This is a genomic window from Pseudomonas sp. ASL3 (assembly GCF_056680425.1).
Window position 1 is genome coordinate 3,318,632 of the sequence record NZ_CM155281.1, and the last position, 15,960, is coordinate 3,334,591.

Genomic DNA, 15,960 nt, shown 5'->3' on the forward strand with positions numbered 1-15,960 from the left:
GATAAATAACAACTTTTTAAATTTTATTTGATTATCGCCTCAAAAAAACTGGTTCGACCATACTTATAAATCATGGACAGTAATGCCCTTGCGGCCAATCATGCAAGTCAGCCGATCCCGTGAAGCGGCCTCCTATAAAAACAGCTCAGGGTTGTCAGCCCACCATGAACATTCTTTACGACGAGCGCGTCGACGGTGTATTGCCTGCCATTGATAAGGCCGATCTTTACCTGACCCTGCGCGAGCGCCTGCCTGACCTGGACATCCTCCATCGCGAGGAAGAACTCAAGCCTTACGAGTGCGATGGCCTTTCCGCCTATCGCACCACCCCGATGCTGGTGGTGTTGCCCGAGCACATCGAGCAGGTGGAGATCCTGCTCAAGTTGTGCCACCAACGTCAGGTACCGGTGGTCGCCCGCGGCGCCGGCACTGGCCTGTCCGGTGGCGCACTGCCGCTGGAAAAAGGCGTGCTGCTGGTGATGGCGCGTTTCAACCAGATTCTGCAAATCGACCCCGCCGCGCGCTTGGCCCGTGTGCAACCCGGCGTGCGCAATCTGGCGATTTCCCAGGCCGCCGCGCCGTATGACCTTTATTACGCACCGGACCCGTCCTCGCAGATTGCCTGCTCCATCGGCGGCAACGTTGCCGAAAACGCAGGTGGCGTGCATTGCCTGAAATACGGCCTGACCGTGCACAACCTGCTCAAGGTGGAAATTCTCACCGTCGAAGGCGAGCGCATGACCCTCGGCTCCGACGCATTGGACTCGCCTGGCTTTGACTTGCTGGCGCTGTTCACCGGTTCCGAAGGCATGCTTGGCATCATCACTGAAGTCACGGTCAAACTGCTGCCCAAACCGCAGGTCGCCAAAGTGCTGTTGGCCGCTTTCGATTCGGTGGAAAAAGCCGGACGCGCAGTGGGCGACATCATTGCTGAAGGCATCATCCCCGGTGGTCTGGAGATGATGGATAACCTGGCCATTCGCGCGGCCGAAGATTTCATTCACGCCGGTTACCCGGTGGACGCCGAAGCCATCCTGCTGTGCGAGCTGGACGGCGTCGAAGCCGATGTCCACGACGATTGCGACCGGGTCCGCGCGGTGCTGGAAAAAGCCGGCGCCACCGAAGTGCGTCAGGCCCGTGATGAAGCCGAGCGAGTCAGGTTCTGGGCCGGACGCAAGAACGCGTTCCCGGCGGTCGGGCGCCTGTCGCCGGATTATTACTGCATGGACGGCACCATCCCGCGCCGCGAACTGCCAGGCGTGCTCAAGAGCATCACGGCCCTGTCCGAGGAATACGGGCTGCGGGTGGCCAACGTGTTCCATGCCGGTGACGGCAATATGCACCCGCTGATTCTGTTCGATGCCAATCAGCCCGGCGAACTGGATCGCGCCGAAGCATTGGGCGGAAAAATCCTCGAACTGTGCGTCAAGGTGGGTGGCAGCATCACCGGCGAACACGGTGTCGGCCGCGAGAAAATCAACCAGATGTGCGCCCAGTTCAACAGCGATGAGTTGACCCTGTTCCATGCGGTGAAAGCGGCCTTCGATCCACGTGGCCTGCTCAACCCCGGCAAGAACATCCCTACCCTGCATCGCTGCGCCGAATTCGGTGCCATGCATGTGCACCTGGGGCAGTTGCCCTTCCCTGAACTGGAGCGTTTCTGATGCTTGCCCAACCGAATGTCGACGCCAGCGCCGCGTTGCTGGAGCAGGTCAATCAGGCGCTGCAAAACGCCACCCCGCTGCGGATTCAGGGCGGTAACAGCAAGGCTTTTCTGGGCCGCGAGGTCGCTGGCGAAATCATCGATACCCGCGCTCATCGCGGTATCGTCACCTATGACCCGACCGAACTGGTGATCACCGCCCGCGCCGGCACGCCACTCAGTGAGCTGTGCGCTGCGCTGGAAGCGGCCGGGCAAATGCTGGCCTGCGAGCCACCCTCATTCGGAGAGGACGCCACCGTCGGCGGCATGGTTGCGGCCGGGTTGTCCGGGCCACGTCGGCCCTGGTCTGGCTCGGTGCGTGACTTCGTCCTCGGCACACGGGTCATCACCGGTCTGGGCAAGCACCTGCGCTTCGGCGGCGAGGTGATGAAGAACGTGGCGGGCTACGACCTTTCACGGTTGTTGGTCGGCAGTTACGGTTGCCTCGGCCTGCTCACTGAAGTGTCGCTCAAAGTCCTGCCAAAACCGCGTCAATGCATCAGCATCGCCCTGGAGATGGACACTGAGCGGGCGCTGCAAAAACTCGCCGAATGGGGCCAGCAACCCATACCGATCAGCGCCGCCAGCCATGACGGCCGAGTGCTGCGGCTGCGCCTGGAGGGCGGCGAAGGTTCAGTGACCGCAGCCCATGATCGCCTCGGCGGTGAACTGCTCGACCCCGTTTACTGGCGCGAATTGAATGAACAACAGCTGGGATTTTTCGACGAGGGCCAACCGCTGTGGCGCCTGTCGCTGCCCAACAACACCGGCATCCTGGTCCTGCCCGGCGAACAATTGATCGACTGGGGCGGCGCCCAGCGCTGGCTGAAATCCGATGCTGATGCCAAGACCATTCGTGCGATTGTCAGCGAAGTCGGCGGCCACGCGACCTGCTACAGCCACGGCGTCAGCGACAGCCCTTTCCATCCGCTGGCGACCCCGCTGCTGCGCTACCACCGCCAATTGAAAGCACAACTCGACCCGCAAGGGATATTCAACCCGGGCCGAATGTACGCAGAGATCTAGCCATGCAGACCACCTTGAGTGAACACGCCAAACGCCTGCCGCGCGCCGAAGAGGCCGAGAGCATCCTGCGCACCTGCGTGCATTGCGGCTTCTGCAACGCCACCTGCCCGACCTATCAACTGCTGGGTGATGAGTTGGATGGCCCGCGCGGGCGCATCTACCTGATCAAGCAAGTACTCGAAGGCAACCCCGTCACCGAAAAGACCCAACTGCATCTGGACCGCTGCCTGTCCTGCCGCAACTGCGAGACCACCTGCCCGTCCGGCGTCGACTACCACAACCTGCTGGATATCGGTCGCGCCGTGGTCGACGACGCCGTGCCACGGCCGCTGGGGCAGCGCCTGATGCGCCAGGGTTTACGCACGGTGGTGCCGAACCCGGCGCTGTTCAAGTCGCTGATTCAGCTCGGCCAGGCCTTTCGTCCATTGCTGCCGGACACCCTCAAGATCAAGCTGCCCCGTGTGATACACCCGGCCAAGGCGCGACCGACGCAGCTGCATGCCAGACGCGTGCTGATGCTCGAAGGCTGCGTGCAGCCGAGTCTGTCACCCAATACCAATGCCGCCACGGCGCGAGTTCTGGATCGCCTGGGGATCAGCGTCACGCCGATCAGTCAGGCCGGTTGCTGCGGCGCGGTGGATTACCACTTGAACGCACAGGAAGCCGGCCTGAACCGTGCCCGACGCAATATCGATGCCTGGTGGCCGAGCGTTGAAAACGGTGCCGAAGCCATCGTCCAGACCGCCAGCGGGTGCGGCGCTTTCGTCAAGGATTACGGGCATCTGCTCAAGGACGATCCGGCCTATGCCGTCAAGGCACAACGGGTCAGCGCCTTGGCCCGCGATCTGGTGGAAGTGCTGCGCGATGAGCCGCTGGAGAAACTGGGCATCGACACTGATCTGCGCCTGGCGTTCCATTGCCCTTGCACCCTGCAACACGCACAAAAGCTCGGCGGCGCGGTGGAAAGCGTGCTGGGCCGCCTGGGCTTCAACCTCACCGCAGTCCCCGACGCTCATTTATGCTGCGGCTCGGCGGGCACCTATTCACTGACCCAACCCGAGCTATCGCTGCAACTGCGCGACAACAAGATGAACGCACTGGAGAGCGGCAAGCCGCAGGTGATCGTCACCGCCAACATCGGTTGCCAGACCCACCTGGACAGCGCTGGTCGAACCCCGGTCAGGCACTGGATCGAACTGGTCGAAGAAGCGCTGCACTAATTGATTCACACCTTCTTATTGGAGAGTTGCATGAAAACCAAATCCGTATTGAGCCAGACCGAAGTCACCCAGATCCTCGCCGCCGCCCGCGCTGAAGCGCAGAAGAACAACTGGGCCGTGACCATCGCCATCGTTGACGACGGCGGCCATCCACTGGCCCTTGAGCGTCTGGACGGTTGCGCGGCCGCCAGCGCCTACATCGCTACCGAAAAAGCCCGCACCTCGGCGCTGGGTCGCCGCGAATCCAAGGGCTACGAAGAAATGGTCAACGGCGGGCGCACCGCCTTCCTGTCCGCACCTCTGCTGACGTCGCTCGAAGGTGGCGTACCGGTGATCGTCGACGGGCAAGTGATTGGCGCGGTGGGCGTGTCCGGGGTGAAGGCTGAACAGGATGCGCAGGTGGCCAAGGCCGGGGCTGATTGTTTGAACTGATTGCCGCAAAAAACTGTAGGAGAGCAGCCGGTAAACCGCAATCCTGTGGGAGCGAATTCATTCGCGAAGACGTCGGCACATCCAACATCATCCGTGCCTGATCCAACGCATTCGCGAATGAATTCGCTCCCACAGTGGATCTGTGTCTGGCTCCTATAGGGATCGCTTAACGAACTGAATGGAGAACTGTGATGACCGATTTCGTCAACTGCCAGCGCCTGAAAGTGGCGGCCAACCTGCAACGTTTCGTCGATGAAGACGTGCTGCCGGGTACCGGTCTGGACCGTGACGCCTTCTGGGTCGGCTTCGATGCCCTGGTGCATGAACTGGCACCGCTGAACCGTGCCCTGCTTGCCGAACGCGATCGTTTGCAGACCGAACTGGACACCTGGCACCGGGCCCATCCCGGTCCGATCAGCGACATGCCGGCTTACCGCACATTCCTGAAATCGATCGGTTACCTGCAACCGCAACCGGCCCAGGTACAGGCCAGCACCGCCAACGTCGATATCGAGATCAGCAGCCAGGCCGGACCGCAATTGGTGGTGCCGGCGGTGAACGCTCGCTACGCGCTGAACGCCGCCAATGCCCGCTGGGGGTCGCTGTATGACGCGCTGTACGGCACCGATGCCATCGCTGAAACCGAGGGCGCGGAAAAAGGCCGTGGTTACAACCCGGTGCGCGGCGCCAGAGTCGTCGCCTTCGCCCGCGCCTTTCTCGACGAAGCTGCGCCGCTGGCCAGCGGCTCGCATGTCGATGCGCAGAGCTACCGCGTCGACGCCGGCCAACTCGTGGTCACGCTGACCGACGGTAGCCAGACCCGACTCAAACAGCCGGAAAAATACATCGGCTATCAGGGCCAGGCACTGCAACCGACTGCCATTCTGCTGAAGAACAACGGCCTGCACGTCGAAATCCAGATCGACGCCAACAGCCCCATCGGCCGCACCGATACCGCCGGCGTGAAAGATTTGCTGCTGGAAGCGGCACTCTCGACCATCATCGACTGCGAGGACTCAGTGGCCGCTGTCGACGCGGCTGACAAGGTCTCGGTCTACCGCAACTGGCTCGGCCTGATGAAGGGCAACCTGACTGAAGACCTGGAGAAAGGCGGCAAAACCATCACCCGCCGCCTCAACGCCGACCGTGAGTACACCGCCGCCGATGGCAGCCGGCTCAAGCTTCACGGCCGTTCGTTACTGTTTGTGCGCAACGTTGGCCATCTGATGACCAACCCGGCGATTGTCGATGGTGAAGGCCAGCAAATTCCCGAAGGTATTCTCGATGGTGTGATGACCAGCCTGATCGCCTTGCATGACCTGCCCCGTCGCGGCAACTCGCGCACCGGTAGCGTTTACATCGTCAAACCGAAAATGCACGGCCCGGCCGAGGTCGCCTTCGCCGAGCAGCTGTTCAGCCGTATCGAGGACCTGCTCAAGCTGCCGCGCAACACCCTGAAAATGGGCATCATGGACGAAGAGCGGCGCACCAGCGTCAACCTCAAAGCCTGCATCGGCGCAGCGGCGGCGCGGGTAGCCTTCATCAACACCGGCTTCCTCGATCGCACCGGCGACGAGATGCACAGTTCGATGGAAGCCGGCGCGATGCTGCGCAAGGGCGAGATGAAAAACACGCCATGGATCAAGGCCTATGAACGCAGCAACGTGCTGGTGGGTCTGTCGTGTGGTTTGCGCGGCCGGGCACAGATCGGCAAGGGTATGTGGGCGATGCCGGACCTGATGGCCGACATGCTCGAACAGAAAATCGGCCATCCGCAAGCGGGCGCCAACACCGCCTGGGTCCCCTCACCGACGGCTGCCACGCTGCATGCGCTGCATTATCACAAAGTCGAGGTGCGGGCGATTCAGGAGGCGCTTGAAAAGGTCGATCTGGCCAGCGTCAGCGAGCAAATCCTTGATGACCTGCTAACGATTCCGGTCTCGCCGGATGCCAAGTGGTCTGCCGAGCAGATTCGTGAGGAAATCGAAAACAACGCCCAAGGCCTGCTGGGATATGTGGTGCGTTGGGTCGAACAGGGCGTGGGCTGCTCCAAGGTGCCGGACATTCATAACGTCGGCCTGATGGAGGACCGGGCAACGCTGCGGATTTCCAGCCAACACATCGCCAACTGGCTGCGCCACGGCGTGATCACTGAAGAGCAGACCCTGGAAACCCTCAAGCGCATGGCCGCCGTCGTCGATCAGCAAAATGCCGGCGACCCGCTGTATCAGCCGATGGCAGCGGACTTCAACGCGTCGGTCGCCTTCCAGGCTGCGTGCGCGCTGGTCTTCAAGGGCTGTGCGCAACCGAGCGGTTATACCGAACCGTTGCTGCATGAGTTCCGCTTGGCGTTTAAACAGCGGAGTTAATCTTTTGTAGGAGCGCGCTTGCCCGCGATGGACCGCGTAGCGGTCCCAAAAATGCTGAGCTCAGTTCTATTGCCAGAGTCGAGTTCGCTGATTTTTCGACTGCTGCGGTCGAGCGCGACTCCGAAGCGATCGCGGGCAAGCGCGCTCCTACATTTCCCGGTCGCGGCAGACGTCCATTCAAGTGCTTTCCCGCACCACCAATTCAAAGCCCAGGTCTACCTGCGGCACCTGCGCAATCCCGTCGATCAGCCCGAGCAACAACTGCGCGGCCCGCTGACCGACCGCTTCCCTCGGGGTGCGGATCGAGGTCAGGCGCGGCACCATGTGTGCGGAACCGGGCAGATCGTTGAAGCCAATCAGCGCCACGCGTTCGGGGATGGCGATGCCACGTCGCAACGCTTCAAGCGTCGCGCCCTGAGCGAGGTCGTCGTTGCAGAAAAACACGGCGTCGACGTCCGGGTGAGTTTCCAGCAGTTGCGCGAACAATTCACCGCCCAGGCCGATGGACGACGGCAGCGGCGACATCACCTCCAGCGCCGGATCATGCAGCCCGGCTTCGCGCAGAACACGACGAAAGCCTTCGCCGCGCCGCAACACCCGTGGATCGAGTTGCGCCGCGATATAGCCCAGGCGTCGCCGGCCGCGCCCCAGCAGATGCCTGGCCGCTTCGGCACCGGCCTGCTCTTGGGAAAACCCCACGCAATAGGCACCCCGCGCCGGGTCCAGCTCCATCATGTGCACACAGGGTACGCCGCTGGCGGTGAGCAACTGGCGCACTGCAGGAGTGTGATCAAAACCGGTCAACAGCAGGCCACGCGGGCGATTGGCCAGATAGCTGCGCAACAGATTTTCTTCCTCAACGGGCGAGTAGTGATAGTTGCCGATCACCACTTCCAGGCCGCGCGTACGCAACACGCCTTGAATCGCTTCCAGGGTTTCGATGAACAATTGGTTGGACAATGACGGAACCAATACCACCACCGTCTGGCTCTGCGATGAAGCCAACGCGCGGGCGGCCGGGTTGGCGACATAACCCAGGCTTTGCGCGGCGGCACGGACCTTTTCCACCAGCTCCGGCGCGACGGTGGCAATACCGCGTAACGCCCGCGACGCAGTGATCGGTGAAACCGCGGCAAGTCGCGCAACTTCATTGAGGGTGGGACGACCAGTGGAGCGGGAACCAATGCGTGTCATGTGCTGCCAATAACTCAAAGGGGTTGCCAAAGATGGCGAATGGGCTCTAAGGTAGCGCTGTCTCACTGACCCTCGCAATGCTTTCCTCGCTACTTATTCGCGCCTTAATGGTTACGAGCACTGTATGCAGGGTCTGATGATCGACCGATTTGCCCATAACAATGACAAGAACTGGAAACAGCCTGGCTGGCCATTTGTTCAAGCCGCCAAAGACAGCGCTGTCTCCAGCTGAGGTGATTATGAATACTGCTATTTCCGCCCTCGTGGTAATGGGTGTCGCCGGCTGCGGCAAAAGTGTTGTCGGCGCTGCCATCGCCCAACGCATTGGTGGACGCCTGATCGAAGGTGACGCCTTCCACTCTGCCGCCAACATCGAAAAGATGAGCGCCGGCACCCCCCTCAATGACGACGACCGTGCCGGTTGGCTTACCCGTTTGGGCGAAGAGCTGGCCAGCGCGTTGCAAAAAGGGGAACGCCCGGTCCTGACCTGCTCGGCCCTCAAACTGCGCTACCGCGAAACACTGCGAAAAGCCGTGCCCGGGCTTGGCTTCGTCTTTCTTGAGTTGACCAAGGAAGTGGCCTTCGAACGCATGCAACATCGTCCCGATCATTTCATGCCTGCCAGTCTGGTGGACAGCCAGTTCGCGACTCTTGAACCGCCGTACGGCGAAACCTTGACCCTGGTGGTCGACGCGACTCTGCCCATCGACACGCTGGGGGAAAAAGCCGCAGCCTGGTGGAAAGCCTCACGGCCGCAGTAAAGCCGTGAACGCCAAAGATAGCGCTGTCTTCCAATCTACACTGAAGATTGAATACTTCCCTGAGCAGTAGCTCCAAAAAAACAAAGACAACTGGAGAGATACCCCATGTTTGGTATGACCCAAGAGACGTACCTGCTCGTCGACGCACTGGTGACCATCATCGGCCTTGTGCTGCTGATCACCCGTTTTAAAGTCCACCCCTTTGTCGCGCTGACCCTGGCATCGGGTTTTCTTGGCCTGACGTCCGGCATGCCGGTGGATAAGGTCATGAAGTCGTTTCAGGACGGCTTCGGCGGCGTCCTCGGCTTCGTCGGCATCCTCTTGGCCCTGGGCACCATGCTCGGCAAGTTGATGGCGGACTCCGGCGGTGCCGATCAGATCGCTCGTACCCTGGTCCGCGTGTTCGGCAAGGATCGTGTGCACTGGGCGATGATGTTTGCTGCGTTCCTGGTGGGCATCCCGCTGTTTTTCGAGATCGGCTTCGTCCTGCTGATCCCGCTGGTGTTCATCGTGGCTCGACGCACGGGTTTATCGATCGTCAAGATCGGTATTCCCCTGCTGGCCGGGCTTTCGGCGGTACACGGACTGGTTCCGCCGCATCCGGGTCCGCTGCTGGCGATTGGCGTGTTCGGTGCCGACATCGGCAAAACCATTTTCTACGGTCTGATCGTTGCGTTGCCCACGGCGATGATCGCCGGGCCGATCTACGGCAAGTGGATCTCACGCTACATTCCCGGCACGCCGTCGAAAGAGCTAATGGACCAGATCGCTCATGAGTCCAGCACCGAAAACCTGCCGGGCTTTGCCATCACGCTGGTGACGATCCTGCTGCCGGTGTTCCTGATGCTGCTCAAAACCCTGGCTGACATTACGCTGCCGGACGGCAGCGTAATCCGGGTCTGGATGGACTTGATCGGTCACCCGATCACAGCCCTGCTCGCTGCCTTGTTGCTGGCGTTCTACACCTTTGGCGCAGCTCGCGGTTTTTCCCGGCAACAGATAATGAAGCTGCTCGATCAGAGCCTTGCACCGGTCGCGGCGATCGTCATGATTGTCGGCGCCGGCGGTGGTTTCAAACAAATGCTGGTCGCCAGCGGCGTGGGCGATGTGATCGGCCACATGGCTGTGAGAGCGGAAATTTCGCCGATCCTGCTGGCCTGGCTGGTCGCTGCGGTGGTCCGCATTGCTACGGGTTCAGCAACGGTCGCGACCATCACCGGTGCCGGTATCGTTGCACCCGTGGTGGGCATGATCCCCGGAGTGAACCGTGAACTGCTGGTGCTCGCAACGGGTGCCGGTTCGTTGATCCTGTCGCACGTAAACGATGCAGGCTTCTGGCTGGTGAAGCAGTACTTCAACATGACCGTCGCCGAAACCTTCAAGACCTGGACGGCGATGGAAACCATCCTGTCTGTGGTAGGTCTGCTGTTTATCCTGTTGTTGTCGCTGCTGGTCTGACTCCTCTCTCATGCCCACGCCAGGCGTGGGCATGCAGCCTCCAACTCTCCAGCGTTCACCGCAGATTCTGTGCTGCGGTTCTGACGCCATCGCGACTAAACTATACATAGCCTAGTCCGCGAACCAAGTCTCTCAAACGCCGTACTTTGGATCCAGAATGGCCCAAAAGCACGATATTATTGCGCCATTCAGCGTATATGGCGCCATTTGATGACAGATGAGCGTTTCAAGGGAATTAAATTTGCACTTGTGACGTCTTATTGATGGACGCGTTTGGATGTACTCGGCAACAATCACCACGCACGGCACACGCCAGCCTCTTGATAGAGGCGCTTCAAGAGGCCATCAAGGAAAAGATTATGTTGATACTCACCCGAAAAGTAGGCGAAAGCATAAACATTGGTGACGAGATCACCGTTACGATTCTTGGCGTTCAGGGCCTTCAGGTCCGGCTAGGGATTAACGCTCCGAAAAATGTTTCTGTACATCGTGAAGAAATTTACAAACGCATCCAGGCCGAGATTGCTCCTAATCAAGACCCGCAATGAATTCGTAACTGCACACCCCCACTGAGCAATCTGTCTCTGTGTCAGATCAACTGCCCGGCGTCTTTATGACGCCGTTTTTTTGCGCTGAAAAATAGCCTCGCCCATCACTTTCGCCGGTATATCAGCTAACCCGAGCGAGCTTTTCATGCAAACCGAAGCAGACGCTCGCCGAGTTTTTCTTTTGCCCAGGCGATGAATGCTCGCGAACGAATCGACACCCGACGCGATGGCAGGTAGACCAATGAAACCGGCAGAGGGTCGGGCTGGTGAGCGACAAGTACCCTTTCCAGCTTGCCCTCGTCGAGCAGTTCCTGAACCTGATAGGACAGGAAAAAGCCGATCCCCACGCCACTAAGGCAGGCAGAAATGGCCGCGTCACCGTTATTGGTGGTCATGCGGATGTTGGTCATTTTCACCGACAGCGGTTTACCGTTCTCCTGCAACATCACCTGGGCCCCCGTCACCACCCCGGCAAGGCGAATGAAGGGGGCCTCGCGGAGATCATCCGGAGTCTTGATGGTCCGTATCTCAGCCAGCAGCGCCGGGCTGGCACACAGATAACGGCGTACCTGACCCACACGGGACACCACCAGATCTGGCGCCGTGACATGACCGATCCGCACCGCAATGTCGATCCCCTCCTCCAGCAGATCGATCACCCGATCAATCAGGCTCAAGTTCACCGTAACCTTGGGGTGACGAGTCATGAATCCGTTGAGCACCGGGGCGACGTGATGGCGGCCGAACAGCACGGGGGCCGTGATCGACAATGCACCGCTGGGCTCACTCGCCTTGTCGCGGAACACATCCTCGATGTCGTCGATTTCCCGAATCACCGTGCGACAGACGTCGGCATAGAGTCTACCCTCCTCAGTGATGCGCACTTGGCGCGTGGTGCGCTCGAACAAGCGCACCCCCAGATGTTGCTCCGTAGACGCCAGCACCCTGACCACGGTCGGCAGTGAAACATCGAGTTTTTCCGAGGCGGCGGTGAGGCTGCCATGTTCGATGATCGCCAACACCACCCGCATCGCTTGAACCGTGTCCATCGCTCACCTCGCTTACTACTCCGTATTTCGGAGTAAAGATCTTCCTTTTCCAGCATTTATTCAAGCGACAGCGATCACTAGCATCATCTATTTGGCGGGAGGTAATCAGCCATGAATACCGAACAATCCCAAGGCCCGGGTTCACCCTGGCACGCCGGTGAACGTGCCTTGCAGCAGAGCGCTGGCGTGGCCGAACGGATGGCTGAACTAGGCAGCCGAGTCATCCGTGATCAACTGATCGAGCAGCACCGCACGTTCTATCCTCAGTTGCCATTCGTCGTACTGGGCGCGGTCGATGCCGAGGGTGATGTATGGGCCACCGTTCGAGACGGTGAGCCAGGTTTTATGCGGGCGGTCGACCCCTACCGCCTGCACTTGCAGTTACCACGCGATGCCCGCGACCCGGCGGACGGCGGCATGGATCACGGCCAGGCCATTGGTCTGCTGGGGATCGATTTGCTGACCCGTCGCCGCAACCGGCTCAATGGCACCCTTGAGCGCAGCGACGATCACGGCTTCGATATTGCCGTCGAGCAGAGTTACGGCAATTGCCCGCGCTACATTCAACAGCGGCAATTCAGCTTTAGCCGTGACTCACGCTCAACGGCAGTTTATTGGATGGAGCAGCTGGATACTGACGCGCGCAAGCTGATCAGCGGCGCGGATTCGTTTTTTGTCGCGTCTTACGTCAACGATACGGCGAGCGGGCGCCAGGTCGATGTGTCCCACCGCGGAGGAAAACCGGGTTTCGTACGACTGAATGAGGACGGAACGCTGACGATTCCGGACTTCGCCGGCAATCTGTTCTTCAACACCTTGGGCAACTTTGTCCTCAATCCAAAAGCAGGCCTGGTGTTCGTCGATTTCGCCACCGGCGACCTGCTGCAAATGGCCGGCGATGTGGAGATTACTCTCGACTCAGCTGTTCTCGGTTCACTCAACAGCGTCGCCTTCGAAGGTGCCGAGCGGCTATGGCATTTCAGCCCTCGGCGCATCATCAGGCGCTTGAACGCATTGGCGTTGCGTTGGACACTCAAGCCTGACGGCAACTCCCCCTACTCACTGATGACCGGGAGCTGGGAGCGCACTGCCGTCAAGCCTGGAACGACGGATACGCAGGCTTAGCCCGCCGAAGTCAGATGCCGGACAATCTTGTCCTTCACTTTCAGGCGCTTTCCTTTGAGTTTCCTGAGCTCTTCATCGGTGACGTTTCCGGCGGACCCGGATTCGGCAACCACCACATTGGCGTCGATCGAGTCGTAGGAGTCGAGCAGTTGGCTGAGCCTGGGGTCGGTGCCTCTGCGCTTGGTGATTTCTTCCTTGGGAATATTCAAATCCTTGAACAAATCATGTTTGACCGGCATGTCGTCACCTCTCTTGAACCTGCGGCAAGTCGTAAGATTATGGTACTGGTTGCTGGAAAAGGTTCGGCTTATTTGCCCAGCCAGACAGCACTTTCCCGACGCCATTACAACCAGATCACAACTCACATACTCCAGCAGATCGATTCGCGATGGAAGGGGGCTGTTAATGGCTGACGCGATGACCATAAAAACCGCCAAGTTGCAAATCACTGTTCGCGCAGGCGGCGCGCTTCGTAGGCTTTAAGGTGGGTGTAGACAAAACCAAGCACCGACGGATCCGCCGAAGCGAGTCCAGCAGCGTCGCGCCGTGCGACCAGATCACCGAGCACATGCTCGACTTCGATGGCGGCACCACGCTCGATATCGCGCAACATGGAGGCAGTCATCGTCGAGCCGGGCAGGGTCAGTATCTCCACGAAGCGCTGGTAGACGTTCGGACGTAGCGGGTAACCGGCTTTGGCCGCGACCTCGGCGCACTCCTCCAGCAATTTCAGCACCAGCGATTCGCCACCGGCGGCCAGCACATCACCGATTGCCGAGCGCATGGCACCGGTAATGCCGGCGCCCGTGGCGATAAAGCACCATTTCTCCCACATTTCCTGAAGGATGTTTGAACTGAGATTGGCCTCGAAACCCGCACCGGCCAAGGCGTTCGCCACACGCTGGATACGCGCGGTCGCTTGTCCGTCGAGTTCGCCGAAGGTCAGTTGGTTGGTATCGTTCAGATGCACGATGGTGCCCGTAGCATCGCGATCCAGAGAAATCAGGCACTGGCCACCCAGTACATTGGCACTGCCAAAGCGTGCGGCCAGGCGGTCGAGATGCGCCATGCCATTGAGTAATGGCAGAATCAGCGTTTCAGGGCCGACCGCAGCGGCGAAGGATTCCATAGCCGCATCGAGATCGTAGGCCTTGCAGCTCAGGATGATCAGGTCGTAGGGAGTGCTCAGCTCCTGGCTCGGCACATGCGGCGGCGCCGGATAATCGATGTTGCCCAGCGGGCTTCGCACGATCAGCCCGTCACGTTCGAGTTCCTGCGCTCGGCCGGGCCTGACCAGAAACGTCACATCTCGCGCAGCTTCCAACAGCCTTCCGCCGAAATAACCGCCTATCGCACCCGCTCCAACGATCAAAATGTGCATTGCTGTCGAACCTCTGTTGAGCCGTTGACATGCTTCACAGACCAGACGCGTTACCTACCTATGACGTTTGCATGAGCGCCGAAAATAGATGGCACGCACACTCTATTCAATAATAGATGAGTACCATCATCCATAGAGTCGACGCCTCGAATCGCGGGCAAAAAAAATCCCGAGCAGCCAAAGGCCACTCGGGACGAGGATCAGCTCAACGCTGGAAGTTGCTCAAATTTCGATGGAGGCAACGCCAGGCCAGAAAAATGGCCGTCCGCCCTCAAGGCGTTCAGTCAGGCTACGGCTGAATACCGCCCTCTCGGAGACAGGAGCTCTCAACCGCGCCGACACCGCCTCGATCACAGGTCGACTGGCGTCGTGATGAAATTGCCAGACGCCGTAGATTCGCCCATCGAACGAGGGCTCACTGCCCAGACGTGGGTCAACGCCAAGCCCTGACCCCAGACCGAACAAATGCAGACCGTGCACGCGTTGGCCCGCCAGATCCAGAGGGCAGCCCGATGGATCGGAATCAAGACCGCCCTTCACCTCGCGCAGGGTGATCGAGCTACCGTCGGCATATTTCAGCGCAGGCAACCGAGGCTGATAACCCGTGCATTGCACCACCACGCTCGACTCTGCCAAGGCTCGGCTGGCGCGCTCATACTGCTGCGCCGGTCCATTTTTGGTTTGCAGCAGATGGACGCGAACCCCGTCACTGCCGATCCGGCCATGTTCGAGAATCCCCCGCCCCACCTCCAGAGCGCTATAACGCAAGCCCCCTGAACGGTTGACCCGACCCGAGACCGGGCAAACGTCATCGATGGGATCAAACACATAACCGTTCGCCAATGCCTGTTCGGCACTTTCATAGAACAAACGGATCTGCGAACGGTGCACCAATGTCATCTCTTCCAGACCGACGCTTTGCAGCGCCCTGGCAAGGTTTTCCAGGATCGAGAAGGCACTGTGCGAACCGCCGACCACCGTGAACCGCCCACCTTTGGCGAGGGTCGGCGCAAAATGTTCGCGCAGCTCGACCGCACTCATCCGCAGCAAGGTATCGGCGCTCTGGATGCTGGCCGACAGAGGCAATGACAACCCCTGATCAGCCAGCCCGTTGAGCAGGTGCCGAGGGTCTTGATGGCCGCCGAGGTTGAGCACCAGTGTGCGGCAGCGAATCGCCTGAGGGCGTCCCTCGTGCTCGACCCAGACCTGAAACTGATCATCGGCGCTGACCACTTCGGTAATCGTCGTGTGGCTCCACACCTGCACGTCATAGTGCTGAACGATATAAGCCAGCACCAGCTTCGACGCTTGCGCCAGCAGCTCCCCCACCTCTGCCAACGGCGGCGCGACAAAAGCCTGATGACGGATGCGCCAATACGCCGCGCTTCGCTCCAGCGGCGCGAACACTTCGCGCAACGCCGGATCGCGCAGGCAATCAAGAAATACATCCCCGACAGAGTTGGCGGTGATCTGATATTCCGCCAGCCGACCGGTCCCGGGTTGAGGACTGGCATCGACGATGATCAGCCCATCGCGTGTCATTTCGGACAAGGCACCGCTCTTCAAGGCGTTGAATATCAACCCCATGCCCGCAGGGCCGGCACCACCTACCACACAACCACAAACGGCTTCCAGTTGATCTCCATGCATGATGTTGACTCCGTATTTGGATAGAGGCTGTTACTTCTACTTCTT

Annotated in this window: 14 protein-coding genes; 9 read left to right on the forward strand and 5 right to left on the reverse strand. The window is 60.0% G+C overall.

The window, feature by feature from the left end:
• Positions 1-164: 164 nt before the first annotated feature.
• The 5 genes from glcD (at position 165) to AC1MEE_RS15355 (ending at position 6,749) form a co-directional block, all read left to right on the forward strand.
• Positions 165-1,664 (forward strand): glycolate oxidase subunit GlcD, encoded by a 1,500-nt coding sequence (glcD, locus tag AC1MEE_RS15335; RefSeq protein ID WP_480410461.1) that lies wholly within the window; start codon positions 165-167, stop codon positions 1,662-1,664.
• Positions 1,664-2,728: a glycolate oxidase subunit GlcE gene (gene glcE, locus AC1MEE_RS15340; protein WP_480410462.1), complete on the forward strand. Its 1,065-nt coding sequence runs from the start codon at positions 1,664-1,666 to the stop codon at positions 2,726-2,728. Before glcD ends, glcE begins: the two co-directional genes overlap by 1 nt.
• Before the next feature lie 2 nt (positions 2,729-2,730).
• Complete coding sequence (gene glcF / locus AC1MEE_RS15345; protein ID WP_480410463.1) at positions 2,731-3,948, forward strand: glycolate oxidase subunit GlcF; 1,218 nt, start codon at positions 2,731-2,733, stop codon at positions 3,946-3,948.
• A gap of 30 nt (positions 3,949-3,978) precedes the next feature.
• Positions 3,979-4,380, forward strand: coding sequence for a heme-binding protein (locus tag AC1MEE_RS15350; RefSeq protein ID WP_480410464.1), 402 nt, complete (start codon positions 3,979-3,981; stop codon positions 4,378-4,380).
• Between the two features lie 191 nt (positions 4,381-4,571).
• A complete protein-coding gene (locus tag AC1MEE_RS15355) occupies positions 4,572-6,749 on the forward strand; it encodes a malate synthase G (protein ID WP_480410465.1) in 2,178 nt (725 codons plus the stop codon).
• 177 nt (positions 6,750-6,926) lie between these two features.
• On the opposite strand, the gene gntR is transcribed toward AC1MEE_RS15355, so the two are convergent.
• Positions 6,927-7,943 carry an HTH-type transcriptional regulator GntR gene (gntR, locus tag AC1MEE_RS15360; protein WP_480410466.1) on the reverse strand — a complete coding sequence of 339 codons (1,017 nt, stop codon included), beginning with the start codon at positions 7,941-7,943 and terminating at the stop codon, positions 6,927-6,929.
• Positions 7,944-8,212: 269 nt separating this feature from the next.
• Here gntR and AC1MEE_RS15365 point away from each other — a divergent pair, with 269 nt between their 5' ends.
• The 3 genes from AC1MEE_RS15365 to csrA all read left to right on the forward strand — a co-directional run bounded on the left by AC1MEE_RS15365 (position 8,213) and on the right by csrA (position 10,710).
• Positions 8,213-8,704 (forward strand): gluconokinase, encoded by a 492-nt coding sequence (locus AC1MEE_RS15365; protein ID WP_480416238.1) that lies wholly within the window; start codon positions 8,213-8,215, stop codon positions 8,702-8,704.
• A 105-nt stretch (positions 8,705-8,809) separates the two neighbouring features.
• On the forward strand, positions 8,810-10,162 hold the full coding sequence (locus tag AC1MEE_RS15370; RefSeq protein WP_480410467.1) for a GntP family permease: 1,353 nt from the start codon (positions 8,810-8,812) through the stop codon (positions 10,160-10,162).
• A gap of 359 nt (positions 10,163-10,521) precedes the next feature.
• Positions 10,522-10,710 carry a carbon storage regulator CsrA gene (gene csrA / locus AC1MEE_RS15375; protein ID WP_274131873.1) on the forward strand — a complete coding sequence of 63 codons (189 nt, stop codon included), beginning with the start codon at positions 10,522-10,524 and terminating at the stop codon, positions 10,708-10,710.
• Between the two features lie 143 nt (positions 10,711-10,853).
• Here csrA and AC1MEE_RS15380 read toward each other — a convergent pair whose 3' ends face one another.
• Entirely contained in the window at positions 10,854-11,759 is a 906-nt protein-coding gene (locus AC1MEE_RS15380) for a LysR family transcriptional regulator (RefSeq protein ID WP_480410468.1), read from the reverse strand.
• A gap of 111 nt (positions 11,760-11,870) precedes the next feature.
• Between AC1MEE_RS15380 and AC1MEE_RS15385 the strand changes: the two genes are divergently transcribed.
• The gene (locus AC1MEE_RS15385; protein ID WP_480410469.1) at positions 11,871-12,884 is read left to right on the forward strand and encodes a hypothetical protein; all 1,014 of its coding nucleotides are present in this window, start codon (positions 11,871-11,873) and stop codon (positions 12,882-12,884) included.
• Here the strand turns inward: AC1MEE_RS15385 and AC1MEE_RS15390 are convergent.
• From AC1MEE_RS15390 to AC1MEE_RS15400, 3 genes are all read right to left on the reverse strand, one after another.
• Positions 12,881-13,123, reverse strand: a complete 243-nt coding sequence (locus AC1MEE_RS15390; protein WP_480410470.1) for a DUF465 domain-containing protein — start codon at positions 13,121-13,123, stop codon at positions 12,881-12,883. The genes AC1MEE_RS15385 and AC1MEE_RS15390 overlap by 4 nt on opposite strands.
• A gap of 206 nt (positions 13,124-13,329) precedes the next feature.
• Positions 13,330-14,265 (reverse strand): ketopantoate reductase family protein, encoded by a 936-nt coding sequence (locus AC1MEE_RS15395; protein ID WP_480410471.1) that lies wholly within the window; start codon positions 14,263-14,265, stop codon positions 13,330-13,332.
• A gap of 222 nt (positions 14,266-14,487) precedes the next feature.
• Complete coding sequence (locus AC1MEE_RS15400) at positions 14,488-15,915, reverse strand: pyridine nucleotide-disulfide oxidoreductase (protein WP_480410472.1); 1,428 nt, start codon at positions 15,913-15,915, stop codon at positions 14,488-14,490.
• Positions 15,916-15,960: the final 45 nt, after the last annotated feature.

What these genes read in the sequence shown, in the direction of transcription:
- AC1MEE_RS15365 (WP_480416238.1), top strand. Translation starts at nt 8,213, where the DNA reads ATGGGTGTCGCCGGCTGCGGCAAAAGTGTTGTCGGCGCTGCCATCGCC.
- AC1MEE_RS15380 (WP_480410468.1), bottom strand. Translation starts at nt 11,759, where the DNA reads ATGGACACGGTTCAAGCGATGCGGGTGGTGTTGGCGATCATCGAACAT.
- glcE (WP_480410462.1), top strand. Translation starts at nt 1,664, where the DNA reads ATGCTTGCCCAACCGAATGTCGACGCCAGCGCCGCGTTGCTGGAGCAG.
- AC1MEE_RS15385 (WP_480410469.1), top strand. Translation starts at nt 11,871, where the DNA reads ATGAATACCGAACAATCCCAAGGCCCGGGTTCACCCTGGCACGCCGGT.
- AC1MEE_RS15400 (WP_480410472.1), bottom strand. Translation starts at nt 15,915, where the DNA reads ATGCATGGAGATCAACTGGAAGCCGTTTGTGGTTGTGTGGTAGGTGGT.
- AC1MEE_RS15350 (WP_480410464.1), top strand. Translation starts at nt 3,979, where the DNA reads ATGAAAACCAAATCCGTATTGAGCCAGACCGAAGTCACCCAGATCCTC.
- gntR (WP_480410466.1), bottom strand. Translation starts at nt 7,943, where the DNA reads ATGACACGCATTGGTTCCCGCTCCACTGGTCGTCCCACCCTCAATGAA.
- AC1MEE_RS15355 (WP_480410465.1), top strand. Translation starts at nt 4,572, where the DNA reads ATGACCGATTTCGTCAACTGCCAGCGCCTGAAAGTGGCGGCCAACCTG.
- glcD (WP_480410461.1), top strand. Translation starts at nt 165, where the DNA reads ATGAACATTCTTTACGACGAGCGCGTCGACGGTGTATTGCCTGCCATT.
- AC1MEE_RS15390 (WP_480410470.1), bottom strand. Translation starts at nt 13,123, where the DNA reads ATGCCGGTCAAACATGATTTGTTCAAGGATTTGAATATTCCCAAGGAA.
- csrA (WP_274131873.1), top strand. Translation starts at nt 10,522, where the DNA reads ATGTTGATACTCACCCGAAAAGTAGGCGAAAGCATAAACATTGGTGAC.
- glcF (WP_480410463.1), top strand. Translation starts at nt 2,731, where the DNA reads ATGCAGACCACCTTGAGTGAACACGCCAAACGCCTGCCGCGCGCCGAA.
- AC1MEE_RS15370 (WP_480410467.1), top strand. Translation starts at nt 8,810, where the DNA reads ATGTTTGGTATGACCCAAGAGACGTACCTGCTCGTCGACGCACTGGTG.
- AC1MEE_RS15395 (WP_480410471.1), bottom strand. Translation starts at nt 14,265, where the DNA reads ATGCACATTTTGATCGTTGGAGCGGGTGCGATAGGCGGTTATTTCGGC.